Below are 23133 nucleotides of genomic sequence, written 5' to 3'. Positions count from 1 at the left end.
TTTTGTCAAATCAAGTAAATATGCAAGCATTACTTAAAAATAAGCTCCGCTCACTGTGTTTTATAGTACCATTATTTATATTTTATATAATAATTATTTTTCGCATATTCTCTTTAACATTTGATCAACCTACTACTTCAGAAAATTTTAGAAAAGATAATATAGTACATAAACAACCTGATATTTTAGATAGAAATGGAGTGGTAATAGCAACAAATGTGCCCACAACATCACTATATATAGATGCAACCAAAGTAAAGAATCCGGAAAGTATAGCAGCACAACTGTGTTCTACTTTGCATGACCTCGAATACAAGAACTTATATAGAGTACTTACTTCAGAAAAGAAATTTGCTTGGATAAAGCGGCACTTGACTCCAAAAGAATTACTAGCGATCAAAAACGCTGGTGTACCAGGAGTAAATTTTTATGACGACATAAAGCGTATATATCCTCACAGTAATTTATTTTCACACGTGCTTGGTTACACTGACATAGATGGCAATGGTATTGCAGGAGTTGAGGCGTATATAAGTAAAAACAATGAGCAAGAAAAGCCCATAATACTATCCTTAGATACACGAGTGCAAAGCATAGTGCATGAAGAGCTAACTAAAGCTGTAAGCAGATATCAGGCACTTGGCGGAGTAGGAATTGTTTTAAATGTGAGAAATAGTGAAGTCATCTCGATGGTCAGCCTACCTGATTTTAATCCCAACTTACAGAATAAGGCAGAAGACGTACAAAAGTTTAATCGCGCCAGTCTTGGGGTATATGAGATGGGGTCGGTATTAAAATACTTTACAATAGCCGCAGCGCTTGATGCGAACGCTACAAAAACTAGCGATTTATATGACGTATCAACACCAATCACCATTGGAAAGTATAAAATTCAGGATTTTCATAAATCTAAAATTCCAAAAATTACTGTGCAAGATATATTTGTAAAATCATCCAACATTGGTGCAGCAAAAATTGCAGTCAAACTAGGTATTGAAAAACAGGTAGAATACTTTAAAGCTATGAAGCTATTTTCTCCTTTGAAAATAGAAATACCAGAAAAATCCACACCGATAATCCCGGATAAATGGAGTGAAAACACTTTAATAACAGCATCTTATGGTTATGGCATAGCTGTAACTCCTATACATCTTGCACAAACTGCAGCAGCATTAATCAACAATGGGATATTTCATAACGCAACCTTGATGTTGAATAAAAGAAGTATAGGAGAGCAAATTATCTCAAGAAGAACTTCCAGGGAAATGAGAAAATTATTACGTGCAGCAGTAACAGATGGCACTGGCAGAAAAGCAAAAATAAAGGCATATTCAATAGGAGGAAAAACTGGATCGGCGGAAAAAGTTGTAGATGGTAAATATAGCAAAGATGCAAACATAGCATCATTTATAGGAGTGCTAACTATGCTTGACCCAAGGTACATAGTGCTAATTGCTATTGATGAGCCTCAAGGGATGCACCATACCGGGGGAATAATTGCTGCGCCTATAGTAAAGAACATTATAAATAGAATAGCGCCTATACTAAATGTTACACCTGAGATGTAAAATTATGATTGCTTTACTACAACTTCAAATTTATCATCACCAAAATCCTTATTAATATACCAAGAACCATCATCTTTAGTTACAAATTCAAGACCTTTAAGGTCTTTTTTTATTGTCTTTCCATTTTGACCATCAACAGCGATATTAATATCGAATGTAATAATGTCTAGATTTATCATAGCTTCTTTCCCGCTGCACGAATTTAGACTGAACTTGCCTAACATGACATCATTAAAACTCACTTCCCCTGTATAGACATCACACTGACCGTCCACACAACACGTAGTTTCAATATAGAAAAGATCTGACATACAAAATACCTTAAAAAAAAGAACTAAACATATATGGCCACTACACCACACCGCTAACAAGTAGTAAAGCGTCGATAAACCTAAGTTACTTTAGTTACGTAGCCATAATACAGCTAGAAATGTAAAATTCAACAGTTAATTGTGTGATTAATAGAGAAGTCTTATTTAGTACACCTTATAGGAATGGCTGTTTAGTTTTTTTGTTAATCTTTTTTACCATGCTGTCAATCATATGCTTTATCCCTTGATATACAGAGTATGTACTTTCGTCGCTACGCATATAAGCAGAACAGGAAAATACATTATGTTCTTCGTCTTCTATTGATAACTCTGTATCGCACTTTATGTGTTCGCCGCCAAGCTTTTCTATCAACTGTTCTTTGTCATCTCCTATAGTTACCTTAACCTTACTTTCTTCTTTACCTATCTTGCTACTTAAAATTGAAACAATGATGGCTGGAGATATGCATATCGCTCCTATTGGCTTTTTTGTAACAAAAAATTCTGAAACTAATCTTTCAAATTCAGGCATTACTGTCACCATGTCTTTACTTTCAGCTAAGTCAGATAAATTTTTCGCAACCCCGTATCCACCAGGTACAACTAGCATGTCAAAATTTTCAGCTTTGGCTTCTTTTAAGTCATATATTTCGCCTCTTGCGATTCTTGCTGCTTCCACAAGTACATTCCTTTTTTCTTTTGTTGCCTCTTTTGTTCTATGATTCATAACTTGTGTGATATTGATATCAGGTGCAAAGCATTTAACATCCACTTCCTGCTGATCAAGCACAAGCAAACTTAAAACCGCTTCTCTTACCTCTGCACCGTCAAGGTGACCACACCCTGATAAGACCACAGCAGCTTTTAATTTTTTTTCACCCATAAAGTACCTTGATTTCATATAATCTAGATATTAGACTTCTTTCGAAACTAGGATAAAGCAGTAAAAATAGTAATTTTGAGGTAAGGAGAAATGAAGTATGAAATAGTGAAAGAGCTCGATAAAGGGGAGTTTCGTCGACTAACAGGAGTAAAGAGATCAACATTTAACAAAATGGTAGGGATTTTATGTGAAGAAAATAAAAAAAAGAAAGCCAAAGGAGGAAGGAAAAATAAGCTAAACGAGGAGAATATGCTGCTCATGGTATTAGAATACTTACGAGAATACCGTACATATTTTCACATAAGTCAAAGTTATGGAGTAAGTGAAAGTACGGCATATAAAACTGTAAAATGGGTAGAGGATACTCTAATACAACACCAAGATTTCGCATTGCCAGGACGAAAAGAACTCCTAAAAAGCGACGTGAAATATGAGATTTTGGTGATTGATGCAACGGAAACACCTGTAGAGAGACCAAAAAAAAGCAGAAAAGATTTTATTCAGGAAAGAAGAAAAAACATACGCTAAAAACACAAATAATTGCAGAAAAGAAGAGCAAGAAAATTATTTGTACGTCATTTTCAAACGGGAGAAAGCATGACTTTCGGCTTTTCAAGGAGTCAAAAGTGCATGTATCAGAAGGTATAAAAGTTTTAGCCGATGCTGGCTATAGAGGTTTTCAGAAAATTCACAAAAATGTCGAGTTGCCACACAGAAGGATGAAAAAGAGTCCCTTAATTAAGGAAAAAAAGGTAGAAAATCGGGAGCTAGCAAGCAAAAGAGTAGTAGTTGAGAATGTAATTGGTCTGTTAAAAAGATTCAAAATTATTGCAGACAGATACCGCAATCGGAGAAAACGTTTTGGCTTGAGATTCAATTTAATAGCAGGAATTCACAATTTTGAGCTGTCTATATGAGTTTCGAAAGAGGTCTATTTTAATACAAATTCTATATTTGGAAAGGGGTATGTTATATCAATTATAATATAATTAATGATTAGTATGTATAATTAGGCATATTTATAATCAACGAAGCTGAATATGGAATCTAGCAATAGTATGTTTTTTGACACTGACTATCCAGAACTAAGAAAAGCTATTTCAGATATAATAGAAAGTATTGCACAATCCTCACAAGAGGGGAAAAAAGAGTTATTTACAACCCTATCAGAACAAGTTAAAGGGATGAACCTCAAAGATTTAGGTTTAGCGATTAATGACCAAGGCTTGCAAAAGGAGGTCAACAAAGAATTATTTATAAAATTCATTGAAGAAGCGCTTGAAGGTTTAACTTCTGAAAATGTTGACTCAAAAATAATAGAAGAGGCGTTAAAATCTGTTAATCAGCAAGCAATAAGTAATGTTATAAATAATAATAAAGGTCCACTGGACAATCTAGTCAATTATTTTAAATCAGCATCTGCAAATAAAAAAATTGGAATAGCTTCTGCCGTAATGGTATTAGGAGCAGCATTTTCTCCACTTATTGTGCTTGCTACATTAATAGCACTTGTAGGTATTGGAGCACGTTATGCAGGAATAGGTATAGTAAAGGCAGGGGAAAAAATAAAAGAAGGTGCGATTGATGCAGGAAAAGCAGTGAAAAGTTTATCTAAAAATTTAGGGGATAAATTGCCTGAGAGCCTGTCTTGAAAAGAAATGAGAAAGAGAATATGATGAGATAAGTAAAAAATAGTAGGTAAAAATGTATCCAAGTGATATAAGTGACAAAGAATGGGAAATTTTGGAGCCAAGTGTTGCACAAGGTGCAGTAGGACGGCCAAGAAAGCACAATATTAGAACAATTATTAATGCAATAAGATATATAATGAAAGGTGGTTGCCAGTGGAGAATGCTGCCAAAAGATTTTCCGCCATGGAAAACGGTGTATGATTATTTTCTCAGGTGGCGTAATAGTGGCAAATTGGAAGAAATACACGATATGTTAGTAAAAAAGGTAAGAAAAATGGTTGGCAAAAATGAAATACCTTCGGTAGGAATAATTGATAGTCAATCAGTGAAAACCACTCAAAAAGGGGATCCAGAGGATATGATGCTGGCAAGAAAATAAAGGGTAGAAAACGTCACATCATTGTGGATACAATAGGCCTAATTATTACAGCTGATGTTCATAGTGCAGGCATTCAAGATCGTGATGGTGCTCTAAATCTTTTTACTCAAGCTAAACGAAAAGCTCCAACGCTACAAAGGTTTCTCGCTGATCAGGGATATATTGGTAAATTGCAAAATTACTGTTTATTGAAAACAGGATGTTTATTGACGATTACTAAAAAAGCAGCTGATGCTGTAGGATTTCAAGTTATTCCTAAACGGTGGATTGTTGAAAGAACTTTTGCTTGGCTTTCCAATTTTAGACGTATGAGCAAGGATTATGAGCATTCTCCTCTTACTTCAAAAACTAATATCTCCTTTAATATGATTACTATTATGCTTGCTAAATTAGCTGCTTAGTTCCTTTCAAGACAGGTTCTGAGGTTGGGCCAAAAAAAGATAACTTTAGTAAATTATACAACAGTTTGGCTCAAGAGATTATAGGCTATAATATGTCCGAAGAAGGTGAAAAAATAAAAAACGCCCAGAGTAAAGCAAAGGTCATAGGCATGCTTCAAAATGAAGGGCAGCGATCTGCTATACAAGAGTTAGTAAAGAATGGAACTATTCAAAATTTTTCAGAAGATGACATGAAAAAGCTTAGAGAAAAAGGTACTAGTACTTATGAAAGTGATAAGGAAGCACTTGAGGAACTTATGGAGAAATTTCAATCTAAAATTATGGCCATTGGTGAGGGTAAAATAGAGGAGGTAGAAAAAATGGTTAATGATAAAGTTAACCAAATGAAGTCACCAGTTCCTCAATTAGATAGTCCAAGTTCTGAACAAGCGAGTACAGGAGAAACCAAAACCCTCTGATGGCTTGGAGAGGGAGGGAATGGAAAAGGTAGAGATCTATTCTTTTTTATCCACTTTTTTGAGCAATCCACTTCCACATCTAACACACATCTCAGTGATTATAATATCCAATTTTTGATCATGTTTTTCTACAGGTAAATCTTTACAATATTGTTTCTCATAGGCTACACCTATAAATATTTTTCCAAGTGGCCGCAGTTTTTCTATCATTGTATCATACCAACCACCGCCAAAACCCAATCTATTAAAATGATCATCAAAAGCAATAACAGGAGTAATGATTGTGTCGGGAATTACATCTTCATTTGTTTCGTTCCATTCCTCAAATTTTAGTAACTTATTTTTATTAGGAATTGCTACTTTATAATCTAAATCGAGTAAACTATGCATCAAAGGCACAACATCTATTTCCTCATCCATTGGAATGTAAGCTGCTATTGTTTTGCCTTTAACGTAGCTTAAGTTCTGATTAAAGAGATTAATAAGGGAATTTGCCGCATAACTGGAATAACTTTCATCAATATCTTTTCTTATAGCTCTATATTGCTCTCTTATTTCCTTTTTGTGCTGTTTAATATCTTTGAACATGATCTATCCATTTTGCAGTAAGTTTTTCTTGTAAACTATTTTGCTTCAAGCGCTCACTTAAAAAGTCAAAGTCAACACACCCCATATCCTGGTCTTGATTACTGCAACTATAAACAAAACTCCTTTCTCCTGTTTTCGCATTTATATGTTGCTGCACACACTGAGCGCAGATTTCTTTCATCATACACTGCATAGGAGAATTAACTGATGATATCGCTATGTGGCCTGATTTTAGATATGGCTTTAAAATTGTTTTTCTAGCTTCATTCACAGCTTTCATCATTTTGTCAGAACCAATAGTGATAATTTTATCTATAACGTTCAAATTAATACCTAATCTTCCTTGTTGATAAGAGACTATTGCATCAACTATATTACCATGAAAGGATTTATCTTGATCTCTGCTTGTTTCTATCAATCCTTCTTCACATACCCAAACTACTGCATTTGATGCACGCTCTATCAGTGCTCGTTTAAATACATCACTTAACTTCTTATAGCCAGCAAAGTACAAAACCTTGTTATTATTTTCAAGACATGCCTTCCCTATCGAAAATAACACTGCATTTCCAACTCCACCACCAATTAGCATTATATTCTTCATGTGCTATTTTAACTGCATTTGTTCAAATTTTTTGAAATTTTATAGAACAAAGTAATTTATATAGTTCTATACACAAAGACAAGAACACTCTCTGACTTCAACTATACCGATAACTGATAGCTGCATTTTTACGCATATCATCTAATAACAAGTTGCTTTGTATCATAATCTTTTGTTGGTACATTTTCTGTTTGATTGCTTCTATACCCGCTACATTACTCTTGATATCACACAACATCATCAACTTTGCAGTGCCATTTTCTCTCAATTCTACTATTTCATTCACACTTGTTTTACTAAATAAAATCTGTAAATCAGGATTTAAATCTCGCATTTTTATTTCAAATTCTTTTGCGTTTGGCAGCTTAAAATTATCTGCCAATTTATCAAAATTTAAACAACTGACCTTTTTCTCCTTGAGATTATCTAATAAACTTTCTGAACCTTCAACCACAATCTGTTTTAATTTTAAAGTGCTTTCCAGCAGTGCATGATTAAGTTGTACTTTATCTATTACTTTTATAACGGAGTAACCTTCACTGAAACTGAATGGACCTGCTATGTCGCTGGTTTCTAATCCTTCTAAAACGCTCTTGAGTTTTCCTTTTAGCTGACTTAAATTAACTGTTGCTTTACGCATCTTTATTGGAGATTCTGGGTTATCACTGTTGCGTAATTTTTTTACTAAATCTTCAGCTATACCATAAACGTCCTTGTCTTTTTGATCAGGAATTATAAACTCTTGGAACGTGATAAGATAATCCGGCTTTTCTGTTTGCCTTTTTACATCATCTACTTCTTTATCGCTTATATTAATAAATGGCACAATTCTTACTTCAATAATTTTGCTCCACAGTAACTGACATTTTATTTGTTTTCTTAAAATACCAAGATCTATATTATGCTTCTCTATGTATTGATCAACTTCATTAGCCTTAAGTTTAAAACTTTGGGTTAAAAATAACATAATAGCATTATCTAACTCCTCGTTGCTCAATTTTATATTCAGCCTCTGTGCTTCATTGATAATGATAATTTCGTCTATTAGCTCCCTAAGAACTTGAGGCCTTGCTTCTTTTTGATTAACACTTTGAGTGCCAAACAATGAATTTATAAAGTTGATGCGCTTTTCGATATCTAAATTTGAAATTGGCTCGCCATTTACATCCGCAATAATTTCAATCTCGGTTGCAAGCAACCTAAGTGGCAACACTATTAACAGTAAGATTAGTATTTTATACATACAAGTAAAGTTAATAACCAATTCTATAATAAATACTGAGTCAATGCTAGCCAACTTTTTAATAGTGATCTCAGTGACAATGGAAATAAAAACCATTGCAACAAAATCAGGTACGCTGGTAAACAGGCTAAAAACATGCTAATATAGCGAATTTAAACCGTGCTAAAACAGTATACGGAAGGAGAGGGATTCGAACCCTCGATACGACTTTTGGGTCGTATAACGGTTTAGCAAACCGCCGCCTTCAGCCGCTCGGCCACCCTTCCAAATTTAGAACCTAAAGATTATATAATACCAAGACCTCTACCGCCTGTCTAATGCTTTTAATTGCAATATTTACCCATTAAAAACAACAACATTTTCCAGAATAACTGTAATTCCAGGCTAAATCAATGCAAACTAATTTCTGCTTTTTTCAATGATTTTCTTTGCTTCTTCCACACCAACCCATTCTCCAACTGTTACCGTTTTTCCCTTTTCTAGATCTTTATAATGAGAAAAGAAATGAGCAATTTTATCTAGTAGGTTTTTAGATAAGTCAGAATAGTCCTTTATATTGTCATAATAGCTATCAACACTGGAAACAGGCACTGCTAATATTTTCTCATCTTCTCCTTTTTCATCTTTAGTGAGTAATGCGCCTATTGGACGCACCGATATTAAAACACTAGATGCTAAGGGAAATTGAGTTAGCACCAAAACATCCACAGGATCACCATCACCTGCGCAGGTATTTGGTATAAACCCATAATTGCAAGGATAAGTCATTGAGGTAGATAAAAATCTGTCAACTTGTAACAACCCAAGCTCTTTATTAAATTCATACTTTACAGGCTCAGCATTTGCACTTATTTCAATTACCACATTCACCGCATTTGGTCCCGCTGTTATTTTACTTAAATTCATAAATTACCTCTTAACTTAAGAATAAGCATTATACAATATGTGCTTTTAAGTTGCTACATTTATGTAGTTCTAAGCTTATTTTGCATGGAGCGGTTCTAATTTTTTATTCTGCACATCATCGACTGTTGAAAGTGGTGGTTTCTGTGATAATTGAAATAAAGCATATACTATTACAATAGTAAGCACCGCACCAACTATCAGGTTAGTAAGGTTGTCTTGTGGCAAAACATTTTTTATTGAGTTGAACAATTTTTGCTCCATAAAGAAATAATCAGCAACAGATAACCCAACAGATAATACAAACATACCCAAAATAAGTTTACAGGCTGTATTTTTATGGTTCTTTTCTTTTTTCTTGCTGACAATGAAATTTGACCTACATTTATTCTCTTTTTGTGGCACTGAGTAGTATATATTTTTAGGGTTTGTTACTAATTGTTCAAATTCATCACTATTCTGGTTTTTTAGCAATTGCTTCAAGGTTGGTCCAATGCTTTTAAAGGTTGGAAAATTTTGATTATTTTGATCTGCCAACATATTAAATGTTCTGTTTAGGCTACCTATCTTTTCGCGATTCAGCGTATATTTAGTGGCTCTATTTTGATCTTTCAGATTAATACTTTGCAGTAATCCAGCTAAATTCGTTATATATGTGAGAAAGACCACGTTATCTATTATTGGTAAATTTTCTTTTTTTATCGACTCTTTGTGATGTTCAGAAAGCTTATGATAGTCGACAAGTATAGAAAATAACAACACTACATCCTTGTCTACTTTTATGTCTTGATGAATAGAATAATAGCTGCTGATAACGCACTTATTTAATGCAAATTCTCTATCGTATTTATTTAATGTAGTTTCTTCATCTAGCAACTTTCTAACACCAATGAGTACTTTACTTTCAAAATCTTTTTCTGTTTTAAATATTGGTTCTCTCTTTGGATTTGCTAAAATGTTAAGTAAATCTAATTTTCTTCCATCTACTACTTCATTTATATATTCATTTAACTCAGATCCTTTAATAACTTCATATATTTTATCTATGACATCTTTAGTATTCAGGTTATTGTTTTCACTTAGAATTCGATAAGCTAGAGCATAAATTAAAAACAGCCCTTGTAGACTAAATTTTAAGTTAAAATAGTAATCTAATTGTTCATCTTGCTTCTGTATGAATGCAGACAGACCTATGTGATTCCTGTGATCCATAAAACGATCTAAGTCAGCATGTTGAAAGCTACCTAAAAAAATAAATAACGTCTCTAATAAATTACCCTTACCAACAATTTTTATTAGTTCTTCAATTTCTTTTATCATTGCTGAAACCTATAATGTTCTACTTTATAGTATAAGGGATACATGGCAAAATAGCAATAAATGTTATTAGACTTCTTGCATAACCCAAACTAAGTAGAAAAAGGTATAGCTATACCGCCGCGGCACTAACAAGAGATCCCGCTAACACGCAGCGGGATACTAGAGGTTGTCCGGAAACAAGTAAAAGGCTATAATATCTGAAATTTTAGTACGGGGTAAAGATGAGAAAAAAGTATCCAACAGATCTAAGCGAAAGGGAATGGGCAAGAATAGAAAAACACTTCAGAGTATCATACAAGAAAGGAGGAAGGCCGCCAAAGTATAGCAAAAAAGAAATATTAGAAGCAATTTTCTATGTATTGCGTACAGGGTGTCAATGGCGGTATTTACCAAATGATTTTCCGCTATGGAAGACTGTGTATGAGCAGTTCAGGCAATGGAAGAAGCAGGGAATTTTTGAGAAAATGAATTATGAAATTACAAAATATAGTAGAAGAAAAATAGGAAGGAATGAGCAGCCGAGTGCCTGTATAGTAGATAGTCAATCTGTAAAGACTACAGAAAAGGGGGGATCAAAGGCTATGATGGAAGTAAAAAAGTAAAGGGTAGAAAAAGGCATATAATTACAGACACTCAGGGTTTTATACTAGGTTGTTACGTAGGCGCTGCTAACGAAAATGATAGAGATGGTATTAAAATAGCATTAAACAATATGAGAACAAAATATACTAAAGTTAAAAAAATGTGGGCTGACATGGGATACCAAGGAAGAAATTTAAAGAATCACATAAAGGAAGAATATGACATAGATATTGAAATTGTTAAAAGGCCTCCATGTAGATTTTGGGTGCACAAAGATACGCCACCTGAGCTACTACCAACAAGAGAACAAGGGTTTAAAGTACAGCCAAGAAGATGGGTTGTAGAAAGGACTTTTGCTTGGGTTAATAGGAATAGAAGGCTATCGAAGGAGTATGATTTACTCACAACATCCACTGAGAATTTCATATACCTAGCTATGAGTAGGGTTATGTTAAAGAGGGAATATGCTTGAATTTACTAGTTTCCGGACAACCTCTATAGTATTTTCTAAAATGAATGATAAATTTCCATTATGGTATTACCAACCAAAAGTTGTAAGTCTGTATATTTATGCATTAAAGGTCTGAGGCGGCTTTTGATGGTATTCCAACAATGCTCTATAGGGTTCAAATCTGGTGAATATGTTGGCAGATAGAGCAAACGGCATCTAGCATTATCTATTAACTCCTTTGTTTTGGGAGTTTTATGGAATGTGGCATTGTCCATAACTATTGTAGTACCATGTGGCAATTTAGGTAATAACATCTTCTCTAACCATGTATTGAATACCTCTTTGTCACACCCACCTTTGAAAGTCATTGGTGCAATAAATCTCTTTCCAATCCACCCGCCTATTATACTGATTCTCTCTCGTTTTCTTCCTGGAATATCTGCATAAATTTTCTTTCCTATTGGAGCACGTCCATACTCTCGGTATAACCTATTATCAACTCCTGCTTCATCTATATATAAGATGCTGGAATGGTCTATTTTTGAGATTTTATCGGTAAATCGCTGCCTATCTTCTTGATTGCGCTCTTGATATAGTGTAACTTTTTTTTAAAGTAATTCTTAGCTGTTTCAGCCTATACCAAATTGAATTTATTCCAAATCCAAGATTTTGTTTCATCTCTGCCAGCGTATGATCTGGATTCTTTTTAACATATTCTTCGAGTATTTTTGGGTCTATTTTTCGAATAAAGCTGCCGTTTTTCGATGGCCTTAGGCTTTCACCAGCGGCTTTCTTTCTTAACCAGCGGTACAGAGTTGCTATTCCTATCTCCAAAAGCTCTGCCACCTCAACCTTTGACTTCCCTTTTTCTATCATCGATACTGCCCTTTCCCTTAAATCCACACTATACGCCATTATAACTCAAATAGCTTATTATACCTTTATCATTTACTTTGGGAAGTACTATATCTACACCGTCATACCGCGATTCATTCGCGGTATCTCTCAACATAGATCCCGCTAACACGTAGCGGGATGACAAGGCTTATCGTCATGCCACCGCGAACCGTCATACCGCCGCAGCGCTAACAAGAGATTCCGCTAACACGCAGCGGGATGACGAGACTTATCTTTATGCCGCCGCGAACCGTCATACCGCCGCGGTATCTCTAGATCCCGCTGGGATGACGGTTGTCGTTTAGCTACAAACATTAAGAAATTTACCAAACGAAAAAAAAGGCAAAAGAAGCCCCGTGGTTGGCTAATTACTTACATTATACTTTCAAGTATGGCGTTTTTTTATTCTAAACACTTAATAACCGCGATTTAGCTGCTTTTAAGCCGCAACTAATCTAAATTATAAACGTTAAGAAATTTACTAAACAGAAAAAAAGGCAAAAGAAACCCTAGGGTAGCTAGTTATTCACTATCCATTTTTTAAGTTGGCGTTTTTTTATGTTTTAAACGCTTTATAAGCGCGTTTCAGCTTATGTTAGGTCAAAACCTAGAAATTTTATAAAGACATAAGGTGCACATAGTGCAAAAAATTAAACATGAGACGCCAGATACGTGAGTTTTTTTGTCATTTAATCTGTACAGAGAAGATAAATAAATAGCTTCAGTTTCATGATAAGGGGGCTGGCGAGGTTTGTCAAGGAAGTTTTTTCGTTTCTGTTATATGGTTATGCAAGAAGTCTATTGTATGTTTACACTCTGCATTAAAGCTTTTAGTTAAGAGCATATCCATCCACCGCCGATAACTTGCTCATCTTTATACGCTACACAGGCTTGACCTGGACTGATGCCAAAGTAATCGTCGTTTAAAATGACACAGGCTTTATTTTTTTCGTCAGTTGAATGTATTGTTGCTAAACTTCCCGCATGTGATGATCTCAGCTTCACAGTTACTTCCATACCTTCCTTTGGTTGTTCTAACCAATTTAACTCCTTGATCAATATTTTTTTTTGCATTAATACGTTGATCGGACCTACTATAACCTCATTATTTTCTGTATTAATTTTTATCACATAAAGAGGTTCATTGTGTGCGATACCCAAGCCCTTTCTTTGCCCCACTGTAAAATTTACTATGCCACTGTGCTCGCCTAGCACTTTTCCATTAACATCCACTATTTTACCTTTCTGTACAGATTGTGGAGCTAATTTAGCTATTGTTTTACTATAGCTTTCGGAAACAAAGCATATATCTTGACTGTCCGGCTTTTCAGAAATTTGTAAGCTGAAATACTTTGCTAATTTTCTTATATCACTTTTATAGAACCCACCTAGTGGAAATCGCAAAAGCTTCAATTGCTCTTGAGTTGTAGCAAACAAAAAATAACTTTGATCTTTACTTTTATCAATGCTTCTGCACAACTTTACCTCACCATTTTTTTCTAACCTTCTCACGTAATGTCCTGTTACGAGCACATCCGCACCAAGATTTTTTGTAACTTGCAATAGATCACGAAATTTTACCGTTTGGTTACATCTCACGCATGGTATGGGAGTTTCCCCACGCATATAGGTACTCGCAAAATCCTCTATTACTTCCTTTTTGAATATTTCCTCATAGTTTAAAATATAGTGAGGAAAGCCAACACTTTCAGCTACACGCTTAGCGTCATAAATATCCTGTCCAGCGCAGCATGCACCCTTTCTTGCGTTAGCATTGCCATCAGTGCCATATAGCTGAAGAGTTACACCTATCACCTGGTACCCAAGGTTATGTAGCAGTGCTGCAGCAACCGAGCTATCAACTCCCCCGGACATTGCAACAACAGCCTTGGTCTGGTGCGGAGCTTTATCTTTTAGCAGAGGTTCTATTTCAAATTCTTTTAGCATAATCGCCTTAATTTATAAACACAAACTTGGTGTCATGCAAGTAGCTGACACTGGAATCTAGTTTCTATTACACAATTTCATCGAAACAGCATACTTGTTTATAGTCAATTTTTCTGGATCCCAGTGTTGGCTACTTGGATGACATCTTTATGCTTGAGGTAAAATTTGCTATAAAATTCGATGAACTACCTTTAAAAATAATTTAATCCTGCTTAAATAAAACATGGCCAAAATAATCCATGTTTTCAAGCACTTTTCCGCTACCCAGAGCAACACAACAAAGTGGGTCATCTGCAACACGAACTGGTAGTTTTGTTGTTTCACTGATAACTTTGCCCAAGTTACGCAATAATCCGCCGCCACCGGATAAAATTATTCCTTTATCGACTATATCAGAAGAAAGTTCAGGTGGAGTGCTCTCCAGTGCAGTCCTAATAGCAGAAATTATCTGATGTACAGGCTCTATTAAACTCTCTGCAACTTGGTATTCTGATAAAAGCATTTCTTTTGGCATGCCACTCACTAAATCCCTGCCTTTAATTATCATTCCCTCTTTGTTATTTTCACCTGGCAGACTGGCTGAACCTATGCTTTTCTTAATTTTCTCAGCGGTTGTTTCACCGATTAATAACTTATGATTTTCACGAATATATGATTTTATTGCTTCATCCATAATATCGCCACCTACTCTGGCAGAACGTGAATAAACAATTCCGCCTAAAGAAATAATTGCAACTTCAGTTGTACCGCCTCCTATATCAACAATCATAGAACCCTCAGGTTCAGTAACCGGGAGCCCAGCTCCGATTGCTGCAGCCATTGGTTCTTCAATTAAAAATACTTCATTTGCACCAGCACTTTCTGCTGCATCTTGTATAGCACGCCTTTCAACTGGCGTGGATCCAGATGGAACGCATATGATAATATTAGGTTTATTAACAGTGAATTTTGTGTTTGCACTGCGTATGAAATATTTTAGCATTTCTTCCGCACTTTTAAAATCAGCAATAACTCCATCCTTTAAGGGCCTTATCGCCTCTATTTCTCCAGGCGTTTTCCCAAGCATCATTTTAGCTTTTTTACCAAAAGCATAAGGAACGTAACTTCCTTTTTCTTTTATTCTTGCTACAACTGAAGGCTCATCAAGCACTATTCCCTGATTTTTCTGATAAACTAAAGTGTTTGCAGTACCAAGGTCTATAGCAATATCGCTAGCAAACAAACCTTTGAAAGTAAAAAGGCTATAAAACTTTCCGGTTAATTTTCGAACAAAATTCATACATAACTCAAGAAAACCATTTATTAAGACAAATTATACTTTTCAGATAAGTAGTAAGTAACACACTCAACGTCTAAACCCTTACCTGTTACTTTTTTTAGCAGTTCCAGGCCACACTTTGCACTGTATATATTTTGAGATAACCAACTGATAAGTAAACTAAAATCTCCTTTTATTATAGCACTTAATGATTCGTAATGATTCTTTTTAACGCAAGAGAAAATCTGCACAGCAGCAATTAAAGCAATAATTTTTATAGGAAAGTAGCCCATAACACCGCTTGCCCAATATTCATCTTGAAAATAAGTGTTTAGCTCATTTTCAGCTTTTACTGGAATTTTATAGTGCTTCATACCTTCCAGCCACGCATCATGCAGGTCTTTGACTTCCAATGTACCATTTATTATATCTTGTTCTAACCTAGTTCTCAACATAATATGAGCTAACAGACTAAATTCATCTGCATTTTTTAAAAAAGAAGAAAGGTTTATTTCATTGAAAATCAAGTACAAATTTTCAACACTGCTAACTTTCTCGTTAGTTTTGCCTTTTATAGCAAATTTCTCTTTTATGTGTGGTTGAATAAACTCAATAAATTCTCTGGATGTTCCAATCATCCTTTCCATGAATAACCCTTGAGTTTCATACATAACATGTCTCGTAATTGGACTACTTATAGAATTTTGCGCTAAACATTTTTGATAAATTGCATAACCACTATGCCGTAAAAGTGAAAATAAACCATAACAAAAATCAGATTCATCATAATCTATAGGGTAGTAATAAGAAGTACGAATCTCATTTAGTGCAATACCCATTTGCTGTAAACATAATGAGCCAAGTTCAATCTGTTTCTGAGTAGCAACTTTTTGTATATTAGTAACCTTATCCTTATCCTTTTTCTGCTTTTCAATTATTTTATCTACATTTTCGCTAAAAAATTTGCCTACCTTGGGGAATACTTCCCTTATATTCTTTTCTGTGATATCAGAGTCATAGTCAGCAAGCAGTGAGTCGTATTTTGAGCATTTTAATTGCTGCGATTTTATAGAAGCTACTTCGCGAATGAGTGTGATTAAATCAGTAAAACGTTCTTTTAGTTTTTCTAAGTTACTGGTTTCAGAATGAGATAGCTTCCATAAATTTTGGCATTCAACCTTAGCTTTGGATAAAGACTTTACTAAATCAATAGGAACAGCACTGTTGCTTTTATGTATTCTCTCTATTAACTTTAGCTGCTGAGTATTTGCACTTTTTTTGTTACCAAGAGCATCTGCTAATGATTCCTTTATTGCGTCATGAGAGATAATTTCATGTCTGATTTCTTCTAGAAGACTCATTTGTTCAACTTTGTCCTCTATATTCAATTGGCTTTGGTTTAGTACTTTTAGCGTATTTTCGATATTCTTTACCCTATATAATACTTCCTCTAAAAACTTATAAGATTGCATATTTGTTCATTATTTTAGAAAACATCTGTTTAATACCGTAATAGATTAATAATAAAGTTAAAAGTATATTTGCTTAAAGTACAATAAAAAATTGTACTTTTTATTCTTTTATTGGATTTTTCTATTCAGAGTCCAGCATATTATAGGAAAATTAATTGTAAGGTTGTAGAAAAAGTATTTAGTATTTTATTTCTCTTGACTATATTACAATATGGAGAGATATTAGCTACTGAAATTAAAGTTACGCACTATTTAAAATTTATGGAGGTTTAGTAATGTGGAGTAGACTGGTTATAATGTGCTGTTTTTGTTTATTACTTACTGGTGTAAGTTCTTGCCCAAAAAAAGGAGCAAATACAACAAATAAAATAAATTCTGTTGTTAAGCAGATAGGTGATAAAAGAGTTTTCTTTGGTTATGATGAATCTAGTATTGCTGAAGTAAGTGCAGATGCATTACTTGACGTAATGGAGGTGTTACAAGATAACCCTGACGCGAAGGTTACTTTAACTGGTCACACTGACAACCGTGGTTCTCATGAATATAATCTTGCGCTAGGCGCTAGAAGGGCTGATGCAGCTAAAAAATTTATGGTTAGTTGTACACCCTACATAGAAAACAGAATAAAAACTGCTTCTAAAGGTGAAACTGAGCCTTTGGTTAATGTAAAAGATGATTCTAGAAATTCTAAATATGAAAAAGAGCATGCTAAAAATCGTAGAGTGGAATTTTCATTTTCTGGAATAAAGAAATAGTTTCTTGCATTAAAACCTGGATCCCAGTGTCAAACACTGGGATGACATAAAGAAAGGGCACTGGGGTAGACAAAAAAGGACAAATTTGTCATATTTCGTTGCTTGTTAGCGGGATATATATATACCACAAATAAGTCGCGGTATGACGTAAGAGATCTGACCTGTCTGGCCATCAAGAGACATAATGGAATTAGAGTTATTATTTCAAAATGTGGTTAATAGTTTTGCTTTCTATAACAATCAAGTTGCAGTTGCAGTATCAGGTGGTGTAGATAGTATAGTCTTACTGCACTTAATGACTAACTGGGCAAAAAAAAACAAGCTTTCACTTCCTATAGCATTAACAGTAAATCATGGATTACGTCCAGAGTCTCAAAAAGAAGCTGATTTTGTTGTAAGTTATGCAAAGGAACTTGGAGCAAAGGAATCGTTCATATTAAATTGGGAGAAGCAAAATATTAAAGGCAATATTCAGTTACAGGCACGAAAAGCACGGTATAAGTTACTAGCAGAGTGGTGTAAAAATAATAATGTTAAATATTTACTTGTTGCTCATCACAAAGATGATCAAGCAGAAACGTTCTTGTTAAGATTAGAGCGAGGTAGTGGCGTAGATGGATTATCATCAATGGACTACAAGTCTTTCCTAAATGGTATTTATATATTTAGGCCATTGTTAAATTTTAGTCGTAGTGAAATAGAAAAGTACGCTAAGCTTCATCGGTTAAAATGGATCGAAGATAGAAGCAATCATGACTTAAAATACAGACGAACTTTATACCGTAACTTACTTAAAGCAAGTGATAATCAAGAGATTTTAACAGAGCGAATATGCCTCACAGCCCTTCATATGAAAAGAGCTGCAAAAGCGTTGATGCACTACACACGCCTTGCGTTTAATGACTGCGTTAATGTGCATGATCTTGGTTATATTGAAATTAAACTAAGTGAATTTTATCAATTGCCAGAGGAAATAGCCTTGAGGCTTCTTCTTTACTCTATAATGGCAATTGCCAGTAAACATTATAAACCAAGGTACAGCAGCCTCATTGCAATATTTAATAGAATATTGCAAAAGGATAGTAATGTTAACTGTACACTTTCTGGGTGTAAAATAAGAAAGTATGGAGAAAATATCTTAATAATTAGAGAATCGTCAAGGATACAAGAAATTACCGTAAACCTACCTTTAAATGAACCTACCCAATGGGATAACAGATTTAGCTGCACAATACTCGGAAATCAAGGGTGTTCAGTTATCATCGCTCCATTAAAAAAAACACAAAAAGTTCCTGAATTTCTGAAGGATTACAACTGCTGCCCTGAAGTTTTCTACTCTTTGCCTACAGTACAAAAAGATAGCAAGGTGCTTGCTTATCCTGATGTAAATTATAACGGAAAAAATACCAATGACGATAAGGTTCAATGCATTATTAATAGCACGATAAAACAAAATTTGGTAAGCTTGATTAGTATTTAGTTAGAAATAGAAATGAAAAAATTTTTAGAAGGCTTATTGATCTGGTTAGTAATTATTGTTCTTATTTCAGTTGCTTATATTCAATTCAGCGGAAATGTAGGTAAAAGTAAAACAATTATACCTTTTTCGGAATTTTTAACTAGACTAGAAGACAATGATGTAGAAAATATTGTCATAAAAAACCAGAGCATTGAAGGCAAGTTCAGGGACGGTTCAAGTTTCAATTCAAGCGGTGTCATATATAGCGACCTAATAAAAAATTTACATGATAGAAAAGTGAGATTCTCCTTTTCAACTGGAGATTCTGCCATGAACGTAATTGGTGGATTACTTATCTCATGGGTCCCAACATTTATCTTTATTGGCTTTTTGCTATTCTTTCTTAAACAAACACAAGCGGGAGGCAACAGAACTATAAGCTTTGGCAAGTCAAGGGCTAGACTCATGACTAGTGGAAAAAAAGTAACATTTGATGATGTTGCTGGAATTGATGAAGCAAAAGAAGAGCTAGTAGAGATCGTTGATTTCCTTAAACAAAGGCAAAAATTTCAAATATTAGGTGGAAAAATACCAAAAGGGTGCCTTTTAATTGGCTCTCCTGGAACTGGTAAAACTTTACTTGCTCGTGCAATTGCAGGAGAAGCTAATGTGCCATTCTTTAGCATTTCTGGATCTGATTTTGTTGAAATGTTTGTTGGTGTTGGTGCGAGCCGTGTTCGTGATATGTTTGATCAAGGCAAGAAAAATGCTCCTTGTATAATTTTTATAGATGAGATAGATGCGGTGGGTAGACATCGTGGCATTGGTCTTGGTGGCGGCAATGATGAAAGAGAACAAACATTAAATCAGTTATTAGTTGAGATGGATGGCTTTGAGTCTAATGAAGGTGTAATAATAATTGCTGCGACTAACCGTCCGGATGTCTTAGATCCAGCACTGCTTAGACCTGGTCGTTTTGACCGACAGATTACTATTTCTTTACCCGATATAAATGGGCGTGAAAAGATATTAAATACTCATATAAAGAAAATATCAATAGCACCAGATGTAAACGTGAAAACAGTTGCAAGAGGAACACCAGGTTTTTCAGGGGCTGATCTAGCAAATTTGGTGAATGAATCTGCACTTATCGCTGCAAGAAGAAACAAGAAAATTGTTACCATGGATGATTTTGAATATGCACGTGATAAAGTAATGATGGGCGTAGAAAGACGATCCCTAATTATGACAGAAGAGGAAAAGAGACTGACTGCATACCATGAAGCTGGTCATGCGATAATTGCGGTTAATATGCCTGCTTCTGATCCTATACACAAGGCAACAATCATTCCAAGAGGTATGGCCTTAGGTTTAGTTATGAGACTACCGGAAACAGATAGAGTGTCCCACACAAGAGAAAAGCTGATAGCAGATATAACTGTTGCCATGGGTGGCAGGGCAGCAGAAGAGTTAATTTTTGGCTACGATAAAGTTACAAGTGGCGCGTCTTCTGATATACGACAAGCATCTAACATAGCACGTGCTATGGTAAAAAAATGTGGAATGAATGATGAGATAGGGCTAGTGTATCACAATCGTGAGCAGCAAGATCCACAACATCCTCATATGACATCTGAAGATACGCTAAAGCTCATAGATGAAGAAGTGAAAAAAATCATATCTTCTTGCTATGAAAAAGCAAAAGACATTTTGACCAAGCATAAGAAAGGCTTAGAGCTTATTGCTGAAAATCTACTGGAGTTTGAAACTTTAACAGGAGATGAAATAAAGGATATACTAAACGGAAAAAAAATTGTTAGAGAAGAAAATGAGAAGAATGAGAAAGTAAAAAAATCCTCTCTCTATGAGAGTTGACCTCATCTTAAAAATGCTAATCAGCTAACGCTGCAATAAAACATTCAGAATTGTAACTGTCAATATAAATTGTATTAAAATATTCATAATATTGCATTTTCATCACAATAATGCTATCATTCAGTTAGTATTAATGTTTAATGAGGTGTGAGTAATGATTGATATAGCTTCTATTGGTGTAAGTACAGTTATTGATCAGAATTATAGAAGAAAAGCACAATTATGTTTATCAGGATTATTTGTAACTGTGTCAATAGCAACTGTTACCTGGTTTATTTTCCCTGCGTCACAAAATGTATTAGCTCCGTTTTTACTTCCGGCTATGTTCTTGCTCTTCACTTTATCGATGGGTTATTACATGTTCATATTTAGTTGTGAAGAAAAATCTTTGGTAAAGAATGTTCTTGGTATGGTTGAACCGGCTGAATCGGTAAAGAGAGTGCATTGCCAAGAAAATATTAAGTCCTTATTAGCAGAAGTGAGAAGTACTACGAAAGATAGGTTTCGTAACGTGCTTGTTAATCTTTGTTTTGAAGATCGTAGTAAAGCACACAAACTTGCATTATATGTGAAAGAAATTGACGATATTGTGTCTTCAATAAAAAATAAAGACCTCTTAGACCATTTTGATCAATTTTTTACTATTACTGAAGTAAGCAATAAAAAAAATAGAAGTGAATTAATGAACCTCGCAAGGGCATATAAGATGATAAGTGAAGAAGATCCAGACAAAATACAGGATTTTTTAGCTACTCAAACAAAAAGTTATTCATATGAAATAATGTTACCTGAAATTGATAATTTTCTATCACAAGCTAGGTGATTTTATCAATAATTTCATTGTGTACGTGATTATCATTTTTTGTTTCAATTCCAGTGATAACACTGCACCTAACGGGCTCTTTTATGGCTATTTCCTGAAATCCTTTTCTGACCTTATTGTAAAAATTAACATCCATTTCTTCATATTTATTCTTGTCTTTTGCTCTATTTAACCCAACTTTAACATCAATATCTAGAATGAATGTAATATCTGGATATTTAATTTCCACTAGCTTATGTAAGTCCCTTATTAGCCCTAAGTCAACTCCAAACCCATATCCTTGATATGCAATAGTTGAATCAATAAACCGATCACAAATCACTATTTTTCCTTCTGCAAGAGCTGGTAATATTAATTTTTTCATATGTTCGCGCCTCATCGAGATAAGTAGCAAGAGTTCAGAAATAGAATCAATATTATTCGTTAACAATACTCCTCTTACCTTCTCTGCAAAGTTAGTGCCACCTGGTTCTCGAGTCAATACCACATTATTTTCGCCGCGAATTTGCTTAAAATGATTTGCAAGTAGCTTAGATTGTGTTGTTTTACCAGAGCCGTCTATTCCTTCGAAAGTTATGAACATAAGTTTTATAATTATAATACTAAAAAAGAATATGCAAACAGTATACATAGAAACCGTTTGACATTTAAATAATAAGACCGTAAATTACATGTGGTATAATAATAGTCTATGGTTGCTCTGAATACTCCTAAAGTCGATTTTAGTTTTACTGCAAAAGATTTTAATCTTTTGGGAGTAGACAATAAATATTATGCATTAAGTGACTGTTGTGGAAAAAATGGTCTTATTATAATGTTTATATGCAATCACTGTCCTTACGTTCAGTCAATTATTAGCAATCTGGTAAGCGATGTTGATCAATTGAAAAAAGATTATCAGGTAAACACCATTGCAATAATGCCAAATGATGTAAATGAATATCCAGAAGATTCCTTTGAAAATATGATTAATTTTGCCAAGGAAAATAAGTTTATATTTCCATATTTAATTGATAGTACACAGAAAATAGCTAAAGAATACGGGGCTGTTTGCACTCCTGACTTTTTCGGCTTTAATTCCAATTTAAACCTTTGCTATCGTGGACGTTTTAACGACACAAAAAAAGAAAAGGTTCAAAGCTATGAAGTAGGAAGTAGTGACTTATTTCAAGCTATGAAATTTATTGCAGAAACTGGTAATTCTCCAATTGACCAAAAATCAAGTATTGGCTGCTCAATTAAATGGTCTAATTCTACAGGTTAAA

At 34.4% G+C, this 23133-nt stretch carries 24 protein-coding genes and 1 tRNA gene; 11 read left to right on the top strand and 14 right to left on the bottom strand.

What is annotated here, in order from left to right; all coding sequences use genetic code 11:
- The first annotated feature begins 20 nt into the window (after window positions 1-20).
- Window positions 21-1568, top strand: coding sequence for a peptidoglycan D,D-transpeptidase FtsI family protein (locus tag ACICQD_RS00960; RefSeq protein WP_155969114.1), 1548 nt, complete (start codon window positions 21-23; stop codon window positions 1566-1568).
- A 2-nt stretch (window positions 1569-1570) separates the two neighbouring features.
- On the opposite strand, the gene ACICQD_RS00955 is transcribed toward ACICQD_RS00960, so the two are convergent.
- Window positions 1571-1879: a hypothetical protein gene (locus ACICQD_RS00955; protein WP_265038612.1), complete on the bottom strand. Its 309-nt coding sequence runs from the start codon at window positions 1877-1879 to the stop codon at window positions 1571-1573.
- 175 nt (window positions 1880-2054) lie between these two features.
- Window positions 2055-2762, bottom strand: a complete 708-nt coding sequence (elbB, locus tag ACICQD_RS00950) for an isoprenoid biosynthesis glyoxalase ElbB (protein WP_209473289.1) — start codon at window positions 2760-2762, stop codon at window positions 2055-2057.
- A 90-nt stretch (window positions 2763-2852) separates the two neighbouring features.
- Here elbB and ACICQD_RS00945 point away from each other — a divergent pair.
- The 4 genes from ACICQD_RS00945 to ACICQD_RS00930 all read left to right on the top strand — a co-directional run bounded on the left by ACICQD_RS00945 (window position 2853) and on the right by ACICQD_RS00930 (window position 5691).
- Window positions 2853-3679 (top strand): IS5 family transposase gene (locus ACICQD_RS00945; RefSeq protein WP_395461446.1). Its coding sequence is split into 2 segments (ribosomal slippage): window positions 2853-3240 and window positions 3240-3679, totalling 828 coding nucleotides; the frame shifts between segments, so codons are not numbered across the junction.
- Window positions 3680-3802: 123 nt separating this feature from the next.
- Complete coding sequence (locus tag ACICQD_RS00940) at window positions 3803-4414, top strand: hypothetical protein (protein WP_395461472.1); 612 nt, start codon at window positions 3803-3805, stop codon at window positions 4412-4414.
- A gap of 52 nt (window positions 4415-4466) precedes the next feature.
- Window positions 4467-5233, top strand: a protein-coding gene (locus ACICQD_RS00935) for an IS5 family transposase (protein ID WP_395461441.1) whose coding sequence is annotated in 2 segments (ribosomal slippage) — window positions 4467-4794 and window positions 4794-5233 — 768 coding nt in all. Because the reading frame shifts where the segments join, the coding sequence is not laid out codon by codon here.
- A 92-nt stretch (window positions 5234-5325) separates the two neighbouring features.
- Window positions 5326-5691: a hypothetical protein gene (locus tag ACICQD_RS00930; protein WP_259349223.1), complete on the top strand. Its 366-nt coding sequence runs from the start codon at window positions 5326-5328 to the stop codon at window positions 5689-5691.
- Between the two features lie 36 nt (window positions 5692-5727).
- Here ACICQD_RS00930 and ACICQD_RS00925 read toward each other — a convergent pair whose 3' ends face one another.
- From ACICQD_RS00925 to ACICQD_RS00900, 6 genes are all read right to left on the bottom strand, one after another.
- Entirely contained in the window at window positions 5728-6279 is a 552-nt protein-coding gene (locus ACICQD_RS00925; RefSeq protein ID WP_155968432.1) for a 5-formyltetrahydrofolate cyclo-ligase, read from the bottom strand.
- Window positions 6263-6883: an oxidoreductase gene (locus tag ACICQD_RS00920; RefSeq protein ID WP_182321079.1), complete on the bottom strand. Its 621-nt coding sequence runs from the start codon at window positions 6881-6883 to the stop codon at window positions 6263-6265. Before ACICQD_RS00920 ends, ACICQD_RS00925 begins: the two co-directional genes overlap by 17 nt.
- A gap of 97 nt (window positions 6884-6980) precedes the next feature.
- Window positions 6981-8126: a SurA N-terminal domain-containing protein gene (locus ACICQD_RS00915; protein WP_395461471.1), complete on the bottom strand. Its 1146-nt coding sequence runs from the start codon at window positions 8124-8126 to the stop codon at window positions 6981-6983.
- A gap of 175 nt (window positions 8127-8301) precedes the next feature.
- Window positions 8302-8392: transfer RNA gene (locus tag ACICQD_RS00910), tRNA-Ser, on the bottom strand.
- Between the two features lie 133 nt (window positions 8393-8525).
- Window positions 8526-9032 (bottom strand): inorganic diphosphatase, encoded by a 507-nt coding sequence (gene ppa / locus ACICQD_RS00905; protein WP_395461470.1) that lies wholly within the window; start codon window positions 9030-9032, stop codon window positions 8526-8528.
- 75 nt (window positions 9033-9107) lie between these two features.
- A complete protein-coding gene (locus ACICQD_RS00900; RefSeq protein WP_395461469.1) occupies window positions 9108-10349 on the bottom strand; it encodes a hypothetical protein in 1242 nt (413 codons plus the stop codon).
- Between the two features lie 221 nt (window positions 10350-10570).
- Between ACICQD_RS00900 and ACICQD_RS00895 the strand changes: the two genes are divergently transcribed.
- A protein-coding gene (locus ACICQD_RS00895; protein WP_209472412.1) for an IS5-like element ISWpi1 family transposase occupies window positions 10571-11403 on the top strand; the annotation gives its coding sequence in 2 pieces (ribosomal slippage) (window positions 10571-10940 and window positions 10940-11403; 834 coding nt in all).
- Window positions 11404-11438: 35 nt separating this feature from the next.
- Here the strand turns inward: ACICQD_RS00895 and ACICQD_RS00890 are convergent.
- From ACICQD_RS00890 to ACICQD_RS00870, 5 genes are all read right to left on the bottom strand, one after another.
- Window positions 11439-11921: an IS630 family transposase gene (locus ACICQD_RS00890; RefSeq protein WP_231115908.1), complete on the bottom strand. Its 483-nt coding sequence runs from the start codon at window positions 11919-11921 to the stop codon at window positions 11439-11441.
- Window positions 11922-11949: 28 nt separating this feature from the next.
- Window positions 11950-12297, bottom strand: a complete 348-nt coding sequence (locus tag ACICQD_RS00885) for an IS630 transposase-related protein (protein WP_155968342.1) — start codon at window positions 12295-12297, stop codon at window positions 11950-11952.
- A gap of 816 nt (window positions 12298-13113) precedes the next feature.
- Window positions 13114-14226 carry a tRNA 2-thiouridine(34) synthase MnmA gene (gene mnmA / locus ACICQD_RS00880; protein WP_395461468.1) on the bottom strand — a complete coding sequence of 371 codons (1113 nt, stop codon included), beginning with the start codon at window positions 14224-14226 and terminating at the stop codon, window positions 13114-13116.
- A gap of 202 nt (window positions 14227-14428) precedes the next feature.
- Window positions 14429-15505: a rod shape-determining protein gene (locus ACICQD_RS00875; RefSeq protein ID WP_209473299.1), complete on the bottom strand. Its 1077-nt coding sequence runs from the start codon at window positions 15503-15505 to the stop codon at window positions 14429-14431.
- 23 nt (window positions 15506-15528) lie between these two features.
- The gene (locus tag ACICQD_RS00870) at window positions 15529-16956 is read right to left on the bottom strand and encodes a carboxypeptidase (RefSeq protein ID WP_264339690.1); all 1428 of its coding nucleotides are present in this window, start codon (window positions 16954-16956) and stop codon (window positions 15529-15531) included.
- A gap of 275 nt (window positions 16957-17231) precedes the next feature.
- Here ACICQD_RS00870 and ACICQD_RS00865 point away from each other — a divergent pair, with 275 nt between their 5' ends.
- The 4 genes from ACICQD_RS00865 (at window position 17232) to ACICQD_RS00850 (ending at window position 21868) form a co-directional block, all read left to right on the top strand.
- Window positions 17232-17711, top strand: a complete 480-nt coding sequence (locus ACICQD_RS00865; protein ID WP_010081889.1) for an OmpA family protein — start codon at window positions 17232-17234, stop codon at window positions 17709-17711.
- A 184-nt stretch (window positions 17712-17895) separates the two neighbouring features.
- Window positions 17896-19191, top strand: a complete 1296-nt coding sequence (tilS, locus tag ACICQD_RS00860) for a tRNA lysidine(34) synthetase TilS (RefSeq protein WP_208571594.1) — start codon at window positions 17896-17898, stop codon at window positions 19189-19191.
- A gap of 12 nt (window positions 19192-19203) precedes the next feature.
- Window positions 19204-21045: an ATP-dependent zinc metalloprotease FtsH gene (ftsH, locus tag ACICQD_RS00855; protein WP_209473305.1), complete on the top strand. Its 1842-nt coding sequence runs from the start codon at window positions 19204-19206 to the stop codon at window positions 21043-21045.
- Window positions 21046-21199: 154 nt separating this feature from the next.
- Window positions 21200-21868, top strand: coding sequence for a hypothetical protein (locus ACICQD_RS00850; RefSeq protein ID WP_010081999.1), 669 nt, complete (start codon window positions 21200-21202; stop codon window positions 21866-21868).
- On the opposite strand, the gene tmk is transcribed toward ACICQD_RS00850, so the two are convergent.
- Window positions 21861-22451, bottom strand: coding sequence for a dTMP kinase (tmk, locus tag ACICQD_RS00845; protein WP_010081998.1), 591 nt, complete (start codon window positions 22449-22451; stop codon window positions 21861-21863). The genes ACICQD_RS00850 and tmk overlap by 8 nt on opposite strands.
- A 108-nt stretch (window positions 22452-22559) precedes the next feature.
- Here tmk and ACICQD_RS00840 point away from each other — a divergent pair, with 108 nt between their 5' ends.
- The gene (locus ACICQD_RS00840) at window positions 22560-23132 is read left to right on the top strand and encodes a thioredoxin family protein (protein WP_010081997.1); all 573 of its coding nucleotides are present in this window, start codon (window positions 22560-22562) and stop codon (window positions 23130-23132) included.
- Window position 23133: the final 1 nt, after the last annotated feature.

The sequence above is a fragment of the Wolbachia endosymbiont (group A) of Therophilus tumidulus genome (genome assembly GCF_964277345.1).
GTDB classification, from domain to species: Bacteria; Pseudomonadota; Alphaproteobacteria; order Rickettsiales; family Anaplasmataceae; genus Wolbachia; species Wolbachia pipientis.
This window is presented reverse-complemented; position numbering and strand designations above follow the sequence as displayed.